This window comes from Streptomyces griseoruber, assembly GCF_001514205.1.
Taxonomy (GTDB): domain Bacteria; phylum Actinomycetota; class Actinomycetes; order Streptomycetales; family Streptomycetaceae; genus Streptomyces; species Streptomyces griseoruber.
Window position 1 is genome coordinate 202,095 of the sequence record NZ_KQ948775.1, and the last position, 20,723, is coordinate 222,817.

The 20,723-nt window shown below is 70.6% G+C and carries 9 protein-coding genes; 7 read left to right on the top strand and 2 right to left on the bottom strand.

Translation table 11 applies throughout. The features are described from left to right. Nucleotides 1–64: 64 nt before the first annotated feature. The 5 genes from AQJ64_RS29910 to AQJ64_RS29930 all read left to right on the top strand — a co-directional run bounded on the left by AQJ64_RS29910 (nucleotide 65) and on the right by AQJ64_RS29930 (nucleotide 7,045). Entirely contained in the window at nucleotides 65–1,729 is a 1,665-nt protein-coding gene (locus AQJ64_RS29910; RefSeq protein WP_055633790.1) for a substrate-binding domain-containing protein, read from the top strand. After that, the gene (locus AQJ64_RS29915) at nucleotides 1,726–4,338 is read left to right on the top strand and encodes a hypothetical protein (RefSeq protein ID WP_157880916.1); all 2,613 of its coding nucleotides are present in this window, start codon (nucleotides 1,726–1,728) and stop codon (nucleotides 4,336–4,338) included. The genes AQJ64_RS29910 and AQJ64_RS29915 overlap by 4 nt, the downstream gene beginning before the upstream one ends. Next, nucleotides 4,335–5,267: a sortase gene (locus AQJ64_RS29920; protein ID WP_055633788.1), complete on the top strand. Its 933-nt coding sequence runs from the start codon at nucleotides 4,335–4,337 to the stop codon at nucleotides 5,265–5,267. Before AQJ64_RS29915 ends, AQJ64_RS29920 begins: the two co-directional genes overlap by 4 nt. Before the next feature lie 28 nt (nucleotides 5,268–5,295). Beyond that, nucleotides 5,296–6,153 (top strand): phosphate ABC transporter ATP-binding protein, encoded by an 858-nt coding sequence (locus AQJ64_RS29925; protein ID WP_055633787.1) that lies wholly within the window; start codon nucleotides 5,296–5,298, stop codon nucleotides 6,151–6,153. Nucleotides 6,154–6,592: 439 nt separating this feature from the next. Beyond that, nucleotides 6,593–7,045, top strand: coding sequence for a DUF5707 domain-containing protein (locus AQJ64_RS29930; protein WP_055633786.1), 453 nt, complete (start codon nucleotides 6,593–6,595; stop codon nucleotides 7,043–7,045). Here AQJ64_RS29930 and AQJ64_RS29935 read toward each other — a convergent pair. Together AQJ64_RS29935 and AQJ64_RS29940 are read right to left on the bottom strand one after the other, a co-directional pair. Continuing rightward, a complete protein-coding gene (locus AQJ64_RS29935; protein WP_055633785.1) occupies nucleotides 7,042–7,980 on the bottom strand; it encodes an NAD-dependent epimerase/dehydratase family protein in 939 nt (312 codons plus the stop codon). The genes AQJ64_RS29930 and AQJ64_RS29935 overlap by 4 nt on opposite strands. Before the next feature lie 112 nt (nucleotides 7,981–8,092). Beyond that, entirely contained in the window at nucleotides 8,093–11,488 is a 3,396-nt protein-coding gene (locus AQJ64_RS29940) for an FG-GAP-like repeat-containing protein (protein ID WP_157880915.1), read from the bottom strand. A gap of 455 nt (nucleotides 11,489–11,943) precedes the next feature. Between AQJ64_RS29940 and AQJ64_RS29945 the strand changes: the two genes are divergently transcribed. Together AQJ64_RS29945 and AQJ64_RS29950 are read left to right on the top strand one after the other, a co-directional pair. Further along, nucleotides 11,944–20,148, top strand: coding sequence for a polymorphic toxin-type HINT domain-containing protein (locus tag AQJ64_RS29945; RefSeq protein WP_240512600.1), 8,205 nt, complete (start codon nucleotides 11,944–11,946; stop codon nucleotides 20,146–20,148). Further along, nucleotides 20,148–20,555, top strand: a complete 408-nt coding sequence (locus AQJ64_RS29950; RefSeq protein ID WP_055633782.1) for a hypothetical protein — start codon at nucleotides 20,148–20,150, stop codon at nucleotides 20,553–20,555. Before AQJ64_RS29945 ends, AQJ64_RS29950 begins: the two co-directional genes overlap by 1 nt. Nucleotides 20,556–20,723 lie beyond the last annotated feature (168 nt).

The following is a 20,723-nucleotide window of genomic DNA, read 5'->3' on the forward strand; positions in this document are numbered from 1 at the left end:
CCGTTCCCGTCGAACCGACCCCCGCTCCCGCCGACCCGACCCCCGCTCCCGCCGAGGTGGACTGATGCTCCGTCGGATACGTTCCTCGCTGCGATCCGCCGTCGCGGCCCTCGTCCTGGCACCGGCGCTGTTGCTCGGCGCCGCCGCCACGCCCGCGGCCGCGGCGGGCTACACCCCGATCAGCGGGTCGGGTTCCAGCTGGGCCTTCAACGCCGTCGACCAGTGGCGCCGTGACGTCAGGCAGTACGGCATGCAGATCTCCTACAGTCCACAGGGCTCCTCCTACGGCCGTCAGCAGTTCCTGGCCGGTACCACGGACTTCGCCGTTTCGGACATTCCCTTCCAGACCAACCCGAAGGACGGCTCCGCGCCGGAGCGGCCGGTGGCCGGGTCGTACGCGTACATGCCCATCGTGGCGGGCGGCACCGCCTTCATGTACCACCTGACGATCAACGGGCAGCGGGTCACCAACCTGCGGCTGGGCCAGGACACCCTGACCAAGATCTTCACCTCGGCCGTACGGTACTGGGACGATTCGGCGATCCGGGCGGACAACCCGGGACTGAGGCTGCCGCACCGGGCCATCGTGCCCGTCGTCCGCTCGGACGGCTCGGGCGCCACGGCCCAGCTCACGCTCTGGATGGCGAAGCGGCAGAGCGCGCTGTGGAAGACATACTGTGCCAAGGTCGGCCGCAGCAACGCCTGCGGGGAGACCTCCTACTACCCGACCGTCACCGGCATGATCGCCCAGTCCGGCGACCTCGGCGTGGCCGGGTACATCTCCCAGGGCTACGGCGAGGGATCCATCGGGTACGTCAACTACTCCTACGCCCTCAACGCGCACTACCCCGTCGCCAAGCTCCTGAACACGGCCGGCTACTACACCGAGCCGACCGCGCAGAACGTCGCGGTGTCGCTGCTCAAGGCGAAGATCAACACGAACAAGAGCTCCGCGGACTACCTCACCCAGAACCTCGACGCCGTCTACGGCGACCCCGATCCGCGCTCCTACGTGCTCTCCAGCTACGCGTACATGATCCTGCCGCTCAAGGTGCAGGGGACCTTCACCACCACCAAGGGCAGGACACTCGGCGCGTACTCCTACTACTTCATGTGCGAGGGGCAGCAGCAGGCGCCCGAGCTGGGCTACTCACCCCTGCCGATCAACCTGGTGAAGGCGGGCTTCGACCAGATCCGCAAGATTCCCGGCGTGGTGCCCAAGAACATCAACATCAAGGGCTGCAACAACCCGACCTTCAGCGCGGACGGCACCAACCGGCTCGCCACCACCGCGCCCATGCCGTCCGCCTGCGACAAGAAGGGCGCGACCAAGCAGTGCGCCACCGGCTCCGGCGGGGCCAGGCAGACGACGACCACGAACAACGGATCCGGCGGATCGACGAGTGCCGGCTCGACCGGCGGATCCACGGGCGGTGGCTCGGCGACCGGTGGTACGGGAGCCACCGGGGGAACGGCCGGGGCGACCGGCTCCAAGGCCGCCGCGAGCGTCGACCCGGACACCGGTCAGACGGTGAACCCGGCCGCCTCGGGCGGCAGCGGTGGCACCACAGTGCTGGCCTCGCCCGTCTCCGTGGCGGCCGACGACGGCTGGAGCACCTCGCAGACCCTGATGGTGCTGGCCGGGCTCACCCTGCTCGTGGTGGTCCTGGTCCCCGCCGTCACCGCGCAGGCGCTGGCCGGGCGCAACGCCAAGAAGGAGCAGAAGTGAGGAGACGTCAGCTCTTCCGGATGGCCGTGGGCGCGACCGCGGGCGCCCTCGCGGGCGCGCTGCTCGCCGTGGCGGCGGCGCCCGGCGCGGGCGCGGCCCCCGCCACGGCCGGTTCCGCCGTGACCGTCTCCGGGCGCGGCGAGTTCGCGGACATGAAGTTCACCGTGAGCCAGACCGAGGGCCTGACCGACCGGGCCATCACCGTCTCCTGGACCGGCGGCACGCCCACCACCTTCGCCGGGAACCAGTTCAACACCGACTTCGTCCAGATCATGCAGTGCTGGGGCGACGACGACGGCACCCACCCGGACAACCCCGGGCCGCCGCGCACCCAGTGCGAGTACGGCGCCTCGCCGACCACCGACCGCTCCAACTGGCCCGGCAACGGCGACGACGACACCCGTGCCGTCGTCTACCGCGCCAAGCCCGGCCACTACGGGCAGGACGACACCTACGGTTCCACCCTGCCGTACGGGCTCGGTGAGGTGCCGTTCACATCGGTCGACGGCACCGTCGTCACCAGCGGCACGCAGAACAACAGGTTCTTCAACCACGCCACCACCAACGAAATCGACTTCGCGCGCACCCAGGCGGACGGCACCGGTTCGGAGATCTTCGAGACCCAGACCCTCAACGAGGCCCCGCAGCTCGGCTGCGGCGCCCCCGTCACCCACGCCGACGGCACGGTCACCGGCCGCTCCTGCTGGCTGGTCATCGTCCCGCAGGGCCACCTCGACCTCGACGGCGAGCCCTACGAGGACCGGACCCAGGTCAACGCCGGATCCCCGGTGTCCTCGACCAACTGGAAGAACCGCATCGCCGTCCGGCTCGGCTTCAACCCCGTCGGCGCCTCCTGCACGATCGGCGCCGAGCAGCAGGACACCATCGGCAGCGAACTCGTCGCCGAGGCCATGAGCAGCTGGCAGGCCAAGCTCTGCGCCTCCGGCACCGTCTACGGCTTCACCCAGCTCGGTGACGCCGACACCCGCGCCCGGATCACCTCCGGCGCCGACACCCTCGGCTTCGTCACCCGGCCGCTCGGCTCGGACGACGGTACGACCGCCCCTACGGGCACGGTGACCTACGCCCCGGTCGCGCTCTCCGGCGTCGTCATCGGCTTCAACGTCGAACGACAACCCGGTTCCACGGCCACCAGCGAACAGAAGGCCCTGGAGGGAACCCGGTTCACCTCGATGAAGCTCACCCCGCGGCTGATCGCCAAGCTGCTCACCGAGTCGTACCGCGGCTCCCCCTGGGGAGCGGTCAAGACCGTCTACTCGGGCGGCACCGCCACCCTGACCGCCGCCCAGGGCTACGGCTGGGCCCTGCACAACCCGGCAGGCCTGCTGTCCGACCCCGAGTTCCTGGCACTCAACCCCGAGTACGCCAACCAGTCCATCCCCGAGAACCCCAGCACCGACACCGATCTCGAGGTCGCGCTCGGCCACACCGACGCGGCCCGGCACCTGTGGAACTACGTGCTCGCCGACAAGGACGCCCGGCGGTTCCTGGCCGGCGTACCCGACGACGACGGCATGCGGGTCAACCCCTACTACAGCACCAACGCCGACCTGAACCCCACGGGTTCCGCCTTCACCGCCGCCCGCGACGACTACCCCAAGGCCGACCCGTGGACCACCATCCCGCCGGGCTCCGCCGAGGCCACCGTCAAGCAGGGCATGACCGACTTCCACCCCTATGTGGACGACATGCTCCTCGCCGCACAGCACGCGCGCCGCGGCGACCAGCTGTGGAAGTCCAGCTGGGACGCGACCGCCAACCCTCCGGTGTGGAAGTCCCCCGGCCCACAGAACGTGGGCCAGCGCGTCCAGCTGGTCGTCACCGACGCGGCGTCGGCCGCCCGGTACGGTCTGCAGACCGCCGGTCTGCGCAACTCCGCCGGCAAGTACGTCACTCCGACCTCGGCGTCCCTGACCGCCGCGGCCACCTCGGCCAAGGGCAGCCCCGCCGTCGTCCCGGTCACCGCTTCCCGGACGGGCGCGTACCCGCTGGCCATGCTGGTCGACGCGGTGGTCCGACCGGGGCAGCTCAAGGCGGCCGAGCGCAAGAGCTACGCCGCGCTGCTGCGCTACGCCGTGCAGGCGGGCCAGCACACCGGCATCGAGCTCGGTGACCTGCCGCTCGGCTACGCGCCGCTGGGCCGCGCGCTGCGGGGCAGGACGCTGACTGCGGCGAAGTCGCTGGAGACGTACAAGGGCGTTGGCGCGAACGGGGGTTCGACCGGCTCGGGGACCGGAGGCAGCGCGGGCGGCTCAGGGGGAGCGGGCGCCACCACCGGGGGCGGCGGCACGGACGCCGGCACCGGGACCCCGGCCGGCACCATGGCGTCCCCGTCGGCCGGCTCCACCGCCCCGCGCGGCGGCACCGCGCCCGACGTGATCACCACCGCTGGTGGTCTCACCCCGGCCGACCCGGCGGTCCCGTTCCGCCTGGCCCTTCCCGTCGGCGCGGGACTCGGCGCGCTCGCCGGGCTGATCGCGCCGTTCGCGGCCGGCTGGCGTCCTCGGGGGCCGGCCGTCGCGCTCTTCGGGGCGCCGGACTTCGTCCGCCGTACGACTCGCCGGCTGGGCGGGAGGTTCCGCAGGTGACCGCCACGATCGAGACGGCCGAGACGGCCGAGACGGCCGAGACGGCCAAGACGGCCAAGACGGCCAAGGCAAGGAAGCGCGGCTCGGCGAAGCCCTACGCCGTGGGCGGCGCGCTGCTCACGGTGAGCGTGCTGCTGCTCGGCATCTGCGCCCAGATGGTTCTGCTCAGCCCGCTGCAGCACCGTGCCGCCCAGGCGGCCGGCTTCGACCGGCTGCGCGGCGAGCTGGCCGCCGGGACCGTGGCCGTGTCGCAGAGCGACCAGCGCGGGCGGCTGCTCACCCCGGGCACCCCGCTGATGCTGCTGGAGATCCCGAAGCTGCACGTGCGCGAGGTGGTCTTCGAGGGCACCGACTCCGACGTACTGGCCAAGGGCCCCGGCCACCGCCGGGACACGCTGCTGCCCGGCCAGGCCGGGACCAGCGTGATCATGGGCCGGGCCGCTGCCTACGGCGGACCGTTCGGACACCTGGAGGACCTGACCCCCGGTACCACCTTCCGGATCACGACGGGTCAGGGACGCTTCACCTTCCGGGTCCTCGACCTGCGGCACGCGGGCGAGCGCGCTCCTGCCGCGCCCGCTGCCGGCAAGGGCCGGGTCGTGCTGATGACCGCGACCGGCCCGTCGTACCTCCCCAAGGGCGTGCTGCGTCTCGACGCCGATCTGGTGGGTGACGCGGCCGACACCCCGGCGCTGAGGATCGCCCCGGAATCCCTCCCGCCGAGCGAACTCCCGCTCCGCGGCGGCTCCGTCGTCTGGTGGGAGCTGGTGCTCTGGCTCCAGGCGCTGGCCGCCGCCTCCGTGGCAGCGGTCTGGGCCTGGTTCCGCTGGGGGCGCCGGCAGACCTGGATCGTGTTCACCGGGCTGCTCGGCGCCGTAGGCCTTCACCTGGCGGAACAGATCACCCGCCTCCTGCCCAATCTGCTCTGACCGCCCCGCCCAGGACCGAGGTTTCCCCATGACCGACACCGCCACCTCTGAAGTAGCCGCAGAGACCGAAGAGACCAGGCCCCTGGCCGCCGTGGAAGACCAGGGTGCGGGTCCGGCTGAGCTGGAAGCCCGTGGCGTGTCCGCCTGGTTCGGCAGCCACAAGGTGCTCGACCGGGTCTCCCTGACCATGCCCGCCGGCCGGGTCACGGCCCTGATCGGTCCCTCCGGCTGTGGCAAGTCCACCTTCCTGCGCACCCTCAACCGCATGCACGAGCTGGTGAGCGGCGCGGCCTTCGCCGGCGAGGTACTGCTGGACGGTGCCGACCTGTACGCGCCCGGGCGCAGACTCACCCAGGCGCGGCGGGACATCGGCATGGTGTTCCAGAAGCCCAACCCCTTCCCGGCGATGTCGATCTACGACAACGTGGTGGCGGGGCTCAGGCTGACCGGGGTCAAGGTCGGCCGTTCGACCAAGGACGCGCTGGTCGAGGAGTGCCTGACCCGCGCCGGCCTGTGGCAGGAGGTGCGGGACCGGCTGCGGCGGCCGGGCGGTGCCCTGTCCGGCGGCCAGCAGCAGCGTCTCTGCATAGCCCGGGCCCTCGCCGTACGCCCGCGCGTGCTGCTGATGGACGAGCCGTGCTCGGCGCTGGACCCGACGTCCACACGCCGCGTGGAGGAGACGATCCACAGCCTGTCGCAGGAGGTCACCGTCGTCATCGTGACCCACAACATGCAGCAGGCCGCGCGCGTCTCCGACCAGTGCGCCTTCTTCCTCGCCGAGCAGGGCGTCCCGGGCGGCATCGTCGAGTACGGCCCGACCGACGCCATGTTCCACAGCCCACAGGATCAGCGCACGGCGGACTACGTCAACGGGCGCTTCGGCTGAGGCCACAGACGGTCCGGCGCCTGGCTCGCCTCATTGGACGTGCGTGGCTTCCGGCTCCATAGGGTCATGCAGGCCGTGCCGCTCCATGGCCATGCGCGACGAGTGGGGCCCTGTGCCATCCGGGCCGAGAACCGGACGGTGGGCAGGCTGCGCAGCGGGTTGGCGGGGGCCATGGTCGGTAAGGGCTGGTCGGCCTCGCACGTAGCCGGACAGGTGGCGGCCGACAAGGTGCCGTGGCCGTGAGGCCCGACGAGTTCGCCGTCCACGACGAGGCTCCGGGTAATCTGCCGGCCGGCCCTACCCGATCACTCAGGCCGTATTGAGTTCGCGTACTCAGGTCCAGGTCGGCTCCGTCTTGCGAGCATCGGTGCAGCGGCGCGGTCGAGAGCGCCGGCTTTCTTCAGCCGAGAGTGTTCGAGTCAGTTACGGAGATCCCGTCATGTCCCGTCGTACCGCCCTGTCCGTCGTCGCCGGTGTCGTCGTCCTCGCGGGTGCCGGGGCCTTCGCTCTCGCCTACGCCGCGGACCCGGCGCCCGCCCTGACGCACGGCACCGCCCGCTACGCCGCCCCCGACGGCGGGCGGGACGGCTCGCTCACCTTCTCCACCGAGGTCACGGCTTCCTCCGGTGTGAAGAGCCTGAAGGTGCTGGCCTGGCCGGAGAAGTCCTCACTCGCCGCGAAGCAGCCGACCGCCGAGGAGATGACCCGGGCGGAGCCGGCCCGGTGCGAGCCCGCGGGCGCGCACACCGTGCGGTGCGTGTACACGGCCGCGGTGACCGCCGGCGACGCCGCTGCGTCCCCGCGCGGCACCTGGCATGTCGCCGTTCTCGCCACCGCCGAGGACGGCACCGCCACGCTGGACACCAAGGCGGTGGACTTCACCGTCGGCTAGTCGGCGGTCGCCGCAGGGGTCAGGGTCCGTCGGTACCAGTTCTCGTACCGGGCGAACCGTTCGCCGAAGGACCCCGGTGCGTGGTCGAGGTCGGCCCACAGGGGGGCGCCGTCGAACCAGTGGTCGGTGACCAGCATGTCCAGGTCGTGCCGTGAGACTCCCCGCCGCCGGCACCAGGCGTAGGCCTCGTCGAGGGTGAGGTCGCGCCGCGGCCGGGGGACGGACGCGATGTCGGCGACCGCGCTCAGGAACGTGTGCCAGGGCACGGGCTCGGGGTGACAGGCGTGGTAGACGGGCGCGGTGAGCCGTTCGGCGGGTGCCAGGGCGGTGGCGACCAGGGCGTGGGCCAGGTCCTCGGCGGCGATCAGGGACACCCGGGCGCGCCAGCCCTCCACCGTGCCGGGCAGGCCGCGCAGCAGCCGGGCCAGTGCGGGGACCACCCGGGTGTCGCCCTCGCCGTACACGAGGTGGGGGCGTACGACCGTGCCGCCCGCGGCCAGGACGGCGTCCTCGCCGGCCGCCCGGGTCCGTGAGGTGGCCGAGACCGGTGCGCGGTCCAGGTCCTGCGGCCGCGCCCGGCGGAAGGTGCCGCGCCCGTACACGGCGGCGGTGCTGAGGTGGACGACGCGGTCGACGCCGGCCCGGCGGGCCTCGGTCACGAGCGCGGCCGTGCCGCGGGCGTTGACCGCCTCGCACAGCGCGTCCGGGCCGCCGATCTGCGAGGCGCAGTGCAGCAGGGCGTCGGCGCCGTCGCACAGGCCGTGCAGCGAGGCCGGGTCGGTCAGGTCGGCGGGGACGACCGTCGTGTCCGGCGTGCTCGTGCGCACCTGGCTGCGGTGGGCCGTCAGCCGCAGGGTGAGGCCGCGGCGCGCGGCCTCGCGGACGACGTGCCGGCCGATGAATCCGCCGGCTCCGGTGATCACCACGGTGGGCATGGTCCGGTTCCTCGCTGGGGTCGATGGGAGAGGGGGGAGAGCAGGAACGCGGCTCCCGTCCTCGGAATCGGAACGGGAGCCGCGCTTCACTCGTGTCGCGCCGGGCCGGAGGTCAGCCCAGTCGCTGGACCGTGTCCCAGCCGCTCGACCTCAGCGTGGTCGACGTGCCGATGGCGGTGGCGCCGCCCTGGTGGAGGAGCAGGGCTCCGGCCGCGTTGGTCGTCCAGATGTCGGGCACGCCGTCGCCGGTGACGTCCGGGGTGCCGTAGATCAGCGGGTAGGCCGCGTACGTGAAGGAGCCGGAGGCGTAGGTGTCGTCACCGTCCAGGCTCGCCGCGGACGTGCCCAGGCTGGCGAGGACCGTGCCCACCCCGTCGCTGTCGAGGATGCCCTTGCGCAAGACGAGGTTGCCGGCCGAGGTGCGGTACGTCATGTCGGCCGCGCCGTCGCCGTTGTAGTCGGCGATCGCCACGAAGTCCCGCTCGGTGGCGCCCCAGGCGGAGGACGTCATCCTGGTCGCCTCGCTGAAGGTGCCGCCGCTGTAGCCGCTGAGGATCCACAGCTCGTTGCCGGCCGCCCCGCCGGCCACGAACAGTTCCGGCTGCCCGTCGCCGGTGATGTCGCCCGCCGACTTGATCTCCGAGAAGGTGGAGGGGGCGGGGGCGTTGGCGGGCAGCCGGATCTCGACGCGCTTGCTGACGTCGATCGCGCCGTAGCCGTCGCCCGGGTAGAGGTACAGCCGGCCGTCGGGGGTGCGGACCACCCAGTCGGTGACGCCGTCGCCGGGGGCGAAGTCGCCGTTGTGGGTGACCAGGGCGTAGGTGCTCGTGCCGTCCCAGATGTGCGGGGCGGTGGAGCCGTCCTTGATCAGGGTGCCCTTGTCGTGGGTGCCGAAGGCGCTGGACACCCAGGTGCCGTCCTGCGACACCGAGTCGATCCAGAGGTTTCCGGCGGCGGTGACATGGGCGAAGTCGGCGTCGCCGTCCCCGTTCAGGTCGCCGGGGCCGTCGGCGGTCGAGCGGGGCTGGACGTAGAAGAAGTACTTGCGGGCGTTGGGCGAGATGTTGCCCGCCGAGTCCACCGACTTCACGTACAGGGTGTTGGGGCCGGCGGCCGGCGGTTTGATGCCGGTGATGGTGGCCGTCTTGACGGCCGTGGTGCAGGACTTGGTGAGACCGCCCGAGGTGCCCTGGGCGCCGCCCGAACAGGCGTAGCCCGCGTAGCTGGTGGAGTTGATGGACCAGACGAACTTCACGATGTCGGTCTCGGAGGACGAGCCGACCGCGAAGGTGAAGCTGCCGGTGTTGCCGAAGGGCTTGGCGGACCACACGTCGGGCTCGCTGTCGCCGTCGTCGTCACCCGGGAAGTCGGTCGAGACGACCGGTGCGGGGGAGTCGGGCAGATCGGTGTCGTAGGTGAACCGGCACACGCCGTCGCCGCCGGTGGGCGCCCAGCCGCTGCTGACCTTGGCGTCCCAGGCGCGCACCCGCCACGAGTAGGTGATGCCGGTGCTCAGGGACGACTTGATGGAGACTCCGCCGACCTCGCCGTCGTCCACGGCCTTGGTGAAGGTCTTCGTCGTGGTGTCGGCCTTGCCGGTCTGCCAGAGCTGGAACTCCAGCTTGGTCAGGTCGCTGTCCGGGTCGGTCGCCTTGCCGCTGATGGTGATGGTGTCCGCCTTGCCGACCTTGATGTAGGGCGAGGCGGAGGTGTCGCAGGAGCCGGGGCTCATGGTCACGGAGGTCGGTGTGTTCGGCTTCCGGTTGTAGGTGATGGACAGCGACGGGGAGCCGTCGCCCTCGGCCTTGAACTTCTTCCAGGAGTACGTGTCCGTCTCCAGGCTGCTGGAGGAACTCGTCGGCGCGGAGGACGAGGTCGAGGCCACCAGGCCCAGGTTGAAGCTGGTCACGCCGTCGTCGGCGGCGTCCTGGGCCAGCGAGGTGACGGTGAAGTTGACGTACGCGTCCGGGCAGGAGCTGTTGGACTTCCAGCCGTAGGCGAAGGACTTCGAGGTGATCTTCCGCTTCCAGGACGGCTGGCGGTTCCAGGTGGTCTTGGAGGTGAAGTCGCCCGTGCCCCAGAGCTGTACCGTGCGCTTGCTGCACGACCAGGAGTGGGTCTCCAGGACCTTCAGGGTGGCGCTGGAGACGTCCGCGCCCTTGATGGAGTTCTTCAGCTTCATACGGAAGAACGAGCGGGCCGTGCCCCAGGTCTCCCGCTCGAAGCCGACGCGGGCTTCCTTGGTGTCCTCGTTGTAGTTCGCGCCGTCGTAGAAGCTGGAGCTCGGGTACCGCTTGTAGACCGTGGTCCAGTTGGCGCGGATTCCGGTGGTGGAGGGGTCGAGGAACAGCGGGTAGGTCAGGTCCTCGGTGTCCGCGAGGTAGTTCCCGGGCGGGGTGATGGTCAGCACGTCACCGCTGAACGCGGCGGCGGCGGTGGTGGCGTGGGCGCCCTCGCCGGGGCCGTTCACGGCGGGCAGGGCGAGGGTGTCGGAGGCGGCCGCCGGTACGCCGTCGTAGGCGACGGGGTCGGCGTTGCTCCTGGTGGCGTCCGGGTTCTCGTGGGGGACCTCGTCGGCCGGGACGTCGTCGGGGTTGTCGCGCGCGGGCGCCTCTTCGACGACCTCGGGGTCCTCGTTGGTGCCGGTCGCGGTGTCCGGGTCGGCGGACTCGCCGTCCGTGGCGTGCGTGCCCGCCGAGTCCCACAGGAACGGCGTGGGGGAGACGGCGATCTCGTTGCCGTCGCTGTCCTTCGCCATCAGCACATCGGTGCCGGGATCGAGCGTGAAGGTGAGGCTGGAGGACGTGACCCGGTAGCGCGGCGGGTCGGCGGCGAGCCGCTCGGCGGCCTCCGGGGTGTGCACGACCAGGACGTGGGTGAAGCCGGTGTCACGGGCGGACAGCATCAGGTCCACGCCGGGCAGGACGCCCTCGTACAGCGCCCGGTTGTCCTCGACGACCGGTTCGGGCAGTGCGCCCGGCCACTCGAACCGGATCTCGTGGCCCTCGGCGGTCATCGTCAGCAGCGGGGTCCAGGAGCTGGAATCGGCCACGGGGCGGATTCCGCTTCCGGTGCGGAACACCGCCGACTGAACGGCTGTACCGGAGGAATGGGCTGCCGCCTTACGGGCCGTGCTCCCTCCGTTTCCACCGGCCGAGAAAGTCACCGGATAAGGGCTGTTCACGGTCTGCCAGCCCTTGCCGCTCCTGCGCAGACCGGTGTCGACCGGCGCCCATTCGCCCCGGGCGTTCTTCGCCCGCAGAGGTGCCACGGAAACCGTGTAGGTGAATGTTCCGTCAGGATTGGCGTAGGTGGTCGAGAATTCGTCGGCCAATGTGGCGACTTCGACCTTCTTGCCGCTCTTGCGCGCCCGCTGCTGGGCCTCGTCCTGGTCGACCGGCCGCGCGGCCCGCTTGGACCTGGCGTCGGTGACGGTGTCGCCGTCGTCGCGCAGCGCGAGCAGCGCGCCGCCGCCGGCCAGCACGGCCAGCGCCACAGCCGCGGCCACGGCGCGGCGAACGCGCCGTCTGCCAGGGGGACTTGGTTCCATGGCGGGGTCGAGGTCGCTCAAGGGGCCCTTCTCCACAACAGGCTGGACCGCGGTGCGGCGGGCGCCGCCGCGGCATGGCTCATCCGGTGTGCCCTCAAGGCCCGGTGACGGGCCGTGGCGAGCGCGCGACGCGCCGGATTGGGCGGTTGGAGTATGAACATCTCCTCCCGGCCAGATCAACACCCTTTGATCGGAGTGGAGTTGGCAACGACCGCGCAAAGATGCCTGAAGCGTTTCTTTGCCATTCTTTGTCTGATTTTGATCAGTGACATAGCTAACACAGATTCAGGGAACCTTGACGCAGATCTTCACGATGTCTTTATTTTCGTGCTCGGTCTGTAAGTCAATGCTCACCAAGTGCCATCGCATGGAACGTTTCTGATGGTGTGTGACGGGGGAAGGTCAACTTGGCCGTGCATACGGTGCTGTCCTGGTGCGGCAGGGGTTCGCTGGCGAGATCGCCGCGTGAACGCCTGGTCCGTCGCAGAACACGGGTCGGCGTCATCGCCGGACTGGTCCTCGCCCTCAACGTCACCCTGCTGCCCAGCGCCGTCGCCTTCGGTCCCGGCGACCCCCGTACCACCGTCGAGCTCGAGGACCTCCAGGAGACGGACGCCGTCCCGGTCGACGACGCGCTGACCGACAAGCTGGAGGAACTCTCCGGCTCCGCCGCGACCGATCCGCAGCAGGCGTACACGCCGGCCGCGGTCGCCGAGGTGCCCGAGGCCTCCGGCACCAAGGCCGTCGACAACCTGACCGCGGGCAGCACCACCGAGGTCGCGAAGTCGACCGACGGCACGATGTCCATCGGCGTCGGCGCCCCCGACGGCGCCACCCCCGCGCAGGCCGACGCCCTCGAAGGCCAGTGGAGCGTCGCCGCCGCGCCCGAGGCCGACGCCGTCGCGAACGGCGCCCAGGGCTTCCTGCTCGCGGTCGACGCCCCCGACACCGCCACCGGCGACGCCGTCGTCTCCATCGACGCCACCAAGCTCGCCGAGACCTACAGCGCCCAGTGGCTCGACCGGCTCTCCTTCACCCTGATGCCGGCCTGCTACGCGACCACCCCCGACCTGGAGGAGTGCTCCACCGGCATCCCGGTGACCACCGACGTCGAGCGCACCGGCGACACCGTCAGCGTGCCGCTCGACGCCGGCGACTCCTCCGGCTCCGAGGCGGACACCGGCGAGGACGGCGCCTCCGACGAGGTCGTGGGCGACACCGACACCACCGCCGACGTCCCCGAGACCTTCGTCAAGGTCACCCTGGACACCGCCGACCTGGCATCGGTCGCCGCCCAGCCCAGCACCACGAACGGCGCCGTCAGCACGGACGCCGGCAGCGTCGACTCCGCCGTCTGGCACGAGGACACGGCCGGTGCCGTCCGGCAGATCGCCGACTCCTCCGGCGGCGGCCTCCTGGTCGGCAGCTCCTACGGCGCGGGCGCCGGCGGCGACTTCTCCGCCAGCCCCATCGTCTCGGCCGGCTCGTGGACCGCGGGCGGCTCCTCCGGCGCGTTCAGCTACTCGTACACGATGGCCGCCCCGCAGGTCCCGGCCGGACCTGCGCCCAACGTCACCCTCAGCTACAACTCGCAGACCTCCGACGGCCGTACGTCCTCCACCAACAACCAGGTCTCCTGGGTGGGTGAGGGCTGGGACTACAACCCCGGCTCCATCACCCGCACCTTCGTGGGCTGCGCGGCCGACACCGCGAACGCCAACAACGACAAGCACTTCACCGGCGACCAGTGCTGGGGCTCGTACAACGCGGTCCTCTCCCTCAACGGGACCACCACCGAGCTGGTCCGCGACGACACCACCAAGCAGTGGAAGGGCGCGCGCGGCGAGAACATGCGCGTCGAACTGCTCGACGCGGCCGACTACAAGGCCCTCACCGGCGTCGACGGCTCCCACAACGGCGACAACAACGGCGAGTTCTGGCGCATCACCACCGACGACGGCACCCAGTACTACTTCGGCCTGAACCGGCTGCCCGGCTGGACCTCGGGCAAGCCCGAGACCAACTCCGTGCTCAACGTGCCCGTGGCCGGCAACCACTCCGAGGACCCCTGCTACGCCGCGAAGTTCGCGGACTCCTTCTGCGACCAGGGCTGGCGCTTCCAGCTCGACTACGTCGTGGACACCACCGGCAACGCGATGTCGCTGTGGTGGGAGAAGGAGAAGAACGCCTACGCGCGCGACATGAAGGAGGCCAAGGCGGTCGAGTACGACCGCGCCGGCTACCTCTCCCACATCGACTACGGCCAGCGCGCCACCACGCTCTTCTCCGACGAGCCGCTCGGCCGGGTGCGGTTCAACGCCCGGGAGCGCTGCTTCGAGGACCCCGCGCTGAACGTGGCGTGCTCGAACACCAACTTCGACTCCAAGCAGTCCGACCAGACCCGGCCCTGGTTCGACACCCCCGCCGACCTCGCCTGCGCGACCGGCAAGAAGTGCAGCACGTACGCCCCCACCTTCTGGTCCCGCAAGCGCCTCGCCTCCGTCGACGCCTGCACCCAGCGCGAGCAGGGCGTGAAGCTGACCGAGTACACCTCGGACGCCGACGGCAACGAGACCGGCCAGCGCAACGCCTGCGGCCTGGACGGCGACGCGGCGACCACGACCTCGCTGTCCAAGGTCGACACCTGGGGCCTGAAGCAGTCCTTCCCGTGGAACCTGACCGGTGAGTACACCGCGCTCTGGCTGGAGTCCATCACCCGCACCGGCTACGCCGTGGACGGCTCCACCGACCGCCTCAACCCGGTCTCCTTCGGCCACAACGAGAACCCGCTGCCCAACCGCGTCAAGAACGGCTCCTCCGACACCAGCCCGCTGTTCGCGCGGCTGCGCATCCAGGACGTCGTCTCCGAGTACGGCGGCCGCACCCACGTCGACTACAAGGCGCCCGAGGGCAAGTGCCTCACCGGCGCCGACCGTCCGACGATCGACCGGAACCACTCCCTCTGCTACCCGGCGTACTGGCATGCCGACGGTGAGCTGGAGGACAAGCGGATCTCCTGGTTCCACAAGTATCTCGTCGACAAGATCACCGAGTTCCCGCGGCTGGCCGACGCGCAGGACATCGTGACGAAGTACGAGTACGCCACCGACAGCGACGCCGTCGACGGCGCGCTGTGGGCCAAGAGCCAGTCGGAGTTCTCCCGCCCCAAGAAGCGCACCTGGGACGACTTCCGCGGCTTCCCCCTCGTCACCACGACCACCGGCACCACGGACTCCGCCGGCGGCAGTGTGGCGTCCAAGTCGGTCACCCGCTACTTCCGCGGCATGACCGACGACGTCCTGGCCGACGACACCCCGGAGAAGTCCTCCGACGACGTCAAGCGGTCCGTCGTGACGACCGACATCACCGGCGCGACCCTGGCGACCGACCGCAAGGCGTACGCGGGCATGGTCGCCGAGTCGCTGACCTACCCGGACGCGTCCGCCGACACCACCACCGGCTGGACCGCCCGCACCGTCAACTACCCCGACACCCCGGTCCGCCTGGCCACCCGCAACCGCACCGACGGCCCGGACGTGGTCTCCGAGCGTGTCACCCTCGGCAAGACCTCGACCATCTCCAAGGCCTCGGGCAAGGCCGCGGACGGGCTGACGCTGCACACGGTCACTTCGGAGACCGAGTACGACTCCACCTACGGTCTGCCGACGAAGGTCAAGGACTACGGCGACACGGCCGTCTCCGGCGACGAGTCGTGCACCGCGACCTCGTACGTGCACAACACCTCGGGCACGAACTACCTGGTCGGCCTGGTCGCCCAGACGGTCACGACCACCGGCACCAGCACCTGCTCCACCGACCTGTCCAGCTCCACCGGCGCCACCCTGGTCAGCGGCTCGCGCATGTTCTACGACGGCGCGACCTCGGCCACCGCCACGCCCGCCAAGGGCCTGGTGACCAGGACGGAGGCGCCGACCGGCGCGGGCACCGGCTGGGAGACCACCAACCCCGAGTCGCGCACCGAGTACGACTCCACCGGCCGCGTCACGAAGGTCACCGACCCCACGGGCGTGTACAACACCACGACCTACACGCCGTCCAGCGGGCAGGTCTACTCGATCGAGACGGTCACCGGCAACAAGGTCGTCAGCGGCGCCGTGGTGGCGGGCTTCAGCGACACCACGACCCTGGAGCCCGGCCGCGGCACCACGATCAAGTCCACCGACGCCAACGGCCGCAGCGAGACGTACGAGTACGACCCGCTGGGCCGTGCCGTCGCCGCCTGGGACGCCACCCAGACCGCCACCGACGACCCGACGGTCAAGTACACGTACAACATCGACCTGAAGAAGCCGGTGTCGGTGGTGACGGAGTCCCTCTCCGACAACCCGAGCACCGCGGCGGGCGACGGAACGTACGAGTCCTCCACCACGATCTACGACGGCCTGGGCCGCGAGCGGCAGACCCAGACCCCGGCGGTCGACGGCGGCCGGCTGATCACCGACACCCTCCACAACAGCGCCGGCCAGGTCCGCTACACCCGCAACGCCTACTACATGGAGGGCGACCCGGGCACCGACCTGGTCGTCCCCGCCTCGGAGTCCCTCGTCCCCAACGCGACCTCGTACACGTACGACGGTCTGGGCCGGGTCCTGACGGTCACGCCGGTGCACTCCTCGTACCCGCAGACGGGTGAGTCGTTCACCAACGCGGGCAAGACGGTGACCACCACCGACCGCCGCACCCGCTACGAGTACGCCCTCGACTACACCGTCGTCCGCCAGCCCCAGGGCACCCCCGCCTCCCGGGTGTGGACCGACGCGCTGGGCCGCACCACCCGCCAGGACACCTTCAGCGACACCTCGCTGAGCGAGGCGGGCGCGATCACCACGACGTACGACTACGACCTGCGTGGCGACATGGTGACCAGCACCGATGACGTCGGCAACACGCGGACCTGGAAGTACGACGCGCTGGGCCGGGTCACCGACACCACGGACCCCGACTCGGGCGCCACCCACACCGACTACGACGCGTACGGCCGTGTGGACAAGGCGACCGACGCCCGCGGCCAGACGGTCTCGTACTCCTACGAGCGCCTGAACCGTGTGGAGCAGGTCAAGGTCACCCCGAAGGGCTCCACCACCGCGACGCTCGCCCAGACCTACGCGTACGACGGCGCGACGGGCGGCAAGGGGCAGTTGGCGTCGGCGACGCGTTACACCGACGGCAAGGCGTACACCACCACCATCGGCGGCTACACGGCCGACTACCAGCCCACGGGCATGACCACGGCCCTGCCGCCGGGTTCCACCGCGGGCCTGACCGCCGACGGCTTCGCCACCCAGTACACCTACGCGTACAAGTACAACGCCGACGGCCAGCTGGAGACGTACACGGCTCCGGCGGCCGGCGGCCTCGACGCCGAGGACGTGGTCACCCGCTACAACAAGGCGGGCCTGCCGACCTCGGTCTCCGGCAAGGACTGGTACACCTCCGAGGCGTCCTACTCGCCCTACGGCCAGGTGCTGCGCTCCACCATCGGTGAGCAGGGCCACCGGCTGTGGCAGGAGAACACCTTCAACGAGTCCACCGGTGAGCTGCGCACCAGCAGGCTCATCCGGGAGGCCGCGACCCCGGACACCGCTGTCGTCCCCGGCAGCGAGGTCAGCAAGCGGTCCTACTCCTACGACCCGTCGGGCAACGTCCTGTCCGTCGCGGACCGCATGGGCACGACCACCGACCAGCAGTGCTTCACCTACGACGTGCTCGGCCAGCTCAAGCAGGCCTGGACGACGCCCGGCGGCGGCGCCTGCACGGCCACCGGCAAGACCACCGCCGAGCCGGTCTACTCCGACGGCACGGTCAACGTCTCCTCCAACAACTCCGGTTACTGGCAGTCCTACGACTACGACGTCCTCGGCAACCGCACCAAGAAGACCGTCTACAAGGCCGACCCGACCTTCACCTCCGGCGTCCGCGACACCAAGGGCGACGTCGTCACCGACTACGCCTACGGCACCAGCGACACCGCGAAGAACGACCAGCCGCACACGCTGACCTCGTACACCGCGTCATCGACGACGGCGGCGGGCGCTGCGGTCAAGACCCGCTCGACGCAGACCTACGACGCCTCGGGCGAGATGGAGACCCGCTCCACCGGCGGCGACACCGCCCAGACCCTCACCTGGACCTGGGACGGCAAGGTCGAGTCCGTCACCGGCTTCGGCGCGGACGGCTCCGGCGCCTGGGTCGGGGCGAGCGAGATGTGCGTCGACCTGAGCAGCTCCAGCACGGCCGCGGGCACCGCGCTGCAGGTCTGGGCCTGCAACGGCAGCAAGGCGCAGAACTTCCGCATCCAGGCCACCGACGCCAACAGCGACGGCACGGTCGAGGACGCCACCCTCGGACAGTTCGTGGTGGCGGGCCGCTGCGCCCAGCCCAACGGCACCGCCGCGGGCTCGGCCGTCCTCATCCAGGCCTGCGACAACGCGGTGGCGGCGCAGCGCTGGCAGACGCTGAGCACCGGCCAGATCAAGCACGTCCCGACCGGCCTGTGCCTGTCCACGCCCGCCGCCACGGCCGGCACCGACCTGACCCTGGCCGCCTGCAACTCGACCGTCGCCACCCAGCTGTGGAAGCCCTCCTCGAAGACGACGTACGTCTACGACGCCATGGGCAACCGGCTGCTGGAGCGCACGGCCAACGGCGCGGTGCTGAACCTGCCCGACACCAAGGTCTCGGTGACCCTCACGGGCAAGGTCCGCTACGCGGAGCGCACCTACGCGGGCATCGGCGGACCGTCGGTCACCCGCTACCTCGAGCAGGCCTCGACCGGCACCAGCGAGCAGGTGTTCGCCCAGGCGACCGACCTCAACGGCACCCCGCTGGCGGAGGTCCGCCTCGACGGCGGCATGTCCGTCCGGGTCGCCAAGCGGGACCCGTGGGGCGAGGACCGCTCCACCAACCTCAACCCGCGCTCGCACACCGGCTTCCACACCGGTGACGACGACGCCGAGACGGGCCTGACCCACATGGGGGCGAGGGAGTACGACCCGGGCACGGGCCGCTTCATCTCCGCGGACCCGGTCCTGGACGACAGCGACCCGCTCCAGGCGAACGGCTACTCGTACGCCAACAACAACCCGGTGACGCACGCCGACCCGTCGGGTCTGACGTCCTCCGCCTCCAGCTTCGACGCCTCGATCGCCGCGCTGGACGCGAAGATCGCCGAGTACCAGAAGACCCTGAACCGCTCCATCGGCGATGTGATCCTCGCGACCGGCTGGGCCGTGTTCAAGGAGTTCATCGGCTGGAACGACGTGGTCGGCTGCTTCACCCAGGGCGACCTGTGGGCCTGCGGCAGCCTCCTGATGGACGCCATCCCGTGGACCAGCGTCTTCTCCAAGGGCAAGAAGATGTGGCGCGCCTTCAAGGGCACCATGAGCGCGGTCAAGGCGTTCAAGGCGGCCAAGCGCGCGGCCGAGATCGGCATGAAGGCGGCGAAGGCGGCCAAGGTGGCGCTGGTCAGGGCGAAGAAGGCGGCGGAGGCCGCTGCCGCCGAAGCCAAACGCAAGGCGAGAGAGGCTGCCAAGCGCGCCGCCGAGGCGGTGAAGAAGAAGGCGCACACGGGCTCGAAGGGCGCCCGGGGCAACCCGGTCCAGGTCAAGGCCCGCACGCAGGCCCAGCACAAGGGGTCTTCGGGCGGCGGCAAGGCGGAGAACAAGTCCGGCGGGTCGCGGAACGGGTCGGGCAAGGAGGACTCGGGGGGCGACGGCGGTGGCTCCGGCGGAGAGGGGGCCAGTTGCCCGGTCAACAGCTTCACGCCGGACACCAAGGTCCTGATGGCCGACGGCTCCGCCAAGGCGATCAAGGACGTCAAGGCGGGCGACAAGGTCCTGGCGACCGACCCGGAGACGGGTGAGACCACGGCGGAGACGGTCACCGCCGAGATCACGGGCAAGGGCATCAAGCACCTGGTCAAGGTCACCGTCGACACCGACGGCAAGAAGGGCTCGAAGACCGCCCAGGTCACCGCGACCGACGGTCACCCCTTCTGGGTCCCGGAGCTCGGTGAGTGGATCGACGCGACCGACCTCAAGGCGGGCGAGTGGCTGCGCACCAGCGCCGGCACGCTGGTCCAGATCACGGCGGTCGAGCGGTGGACGGCGCTGGACGCCACGGTCCACAACCTCACCGTCAGCATGCTGCACACGTACTACGTGCTGGCGGGGCGGACGCCGGTCCTCGTTCACAACCAGAACTGCGGACCGGATGATGACGCCGCGGGCTACGCGGATGTCTACCTGGACAGGGAACAGGGGCACGCGTCGATCGCGGTGACGCACAACGGCAGGACGGTCCACACCGAGGCGGGTTCCCAGGTCGGACACGACTCCATCGTCGGCCTGAGGGAAACCGCTCACTCTCCCGGCACCGACGTCATCCGAGTGCCTCTGCCGAACGCCAGGCGAGCGCGTCAGGCCCAGGATTACTATCTGGACGACAGCAACCTGGGGCCGCACGACAACGAGATGAACAACTGTGTGACGTTCTGCGCGATGATCCTCAAGGCTGGTGGATATGAAATGCCGGTCTCGAAATCATCGCAAATCGCGAGTTGGCTGCTGGAAACGAGCTTCGGAAGAAGGAAGTTGTGATGGCGGGCGAATGGGACTGGCTGCGAGCCCCGCAACCGTCCAGCGAGGTCCCGGCGGCGCTGTACGCCCCGACGGCATCGCCTTCCCTGAACCTCGGTGTGCAGGTCATCGGCAGCAACATCGTCGGCAACGACGTGGTCGAACTCGCCGCGCAATACATGGCCGAACACGCCCGGTTCCAGATGTGGATGGCAAGTCACGAGCCACGCCTGGGATTTCAGCAGCAGCACGAGCGGGGCCAGGCGCCTTTCGAGGCGATGCTCGCGGCCTACGAGGCGTGGGTCGCGTTCGAAACCGCCTACCAGGCGTCCGGCAGGAAGGTGGACCGGGTGCGCGACGAGCGGGAGAAGCTGAAGGCGGCCCTGCGTCACGCGGTTGACGTCCTCGTGCACGCCCGCACCGCATAGCCGAGATGCCCGGGGCAGGTCCGTCGGTGCCCGCCGGCCGACGGCCCGCCTGGCTCGGCGAAGGCGACCTCGACGTCTACGGGCTCGTCGCACCAGGTCACGAGCCCGGCAACGGCCGCATCGAGGTCCGCGACACGATCCATGCAGCGGTCATCGCCCCTAGTGCCG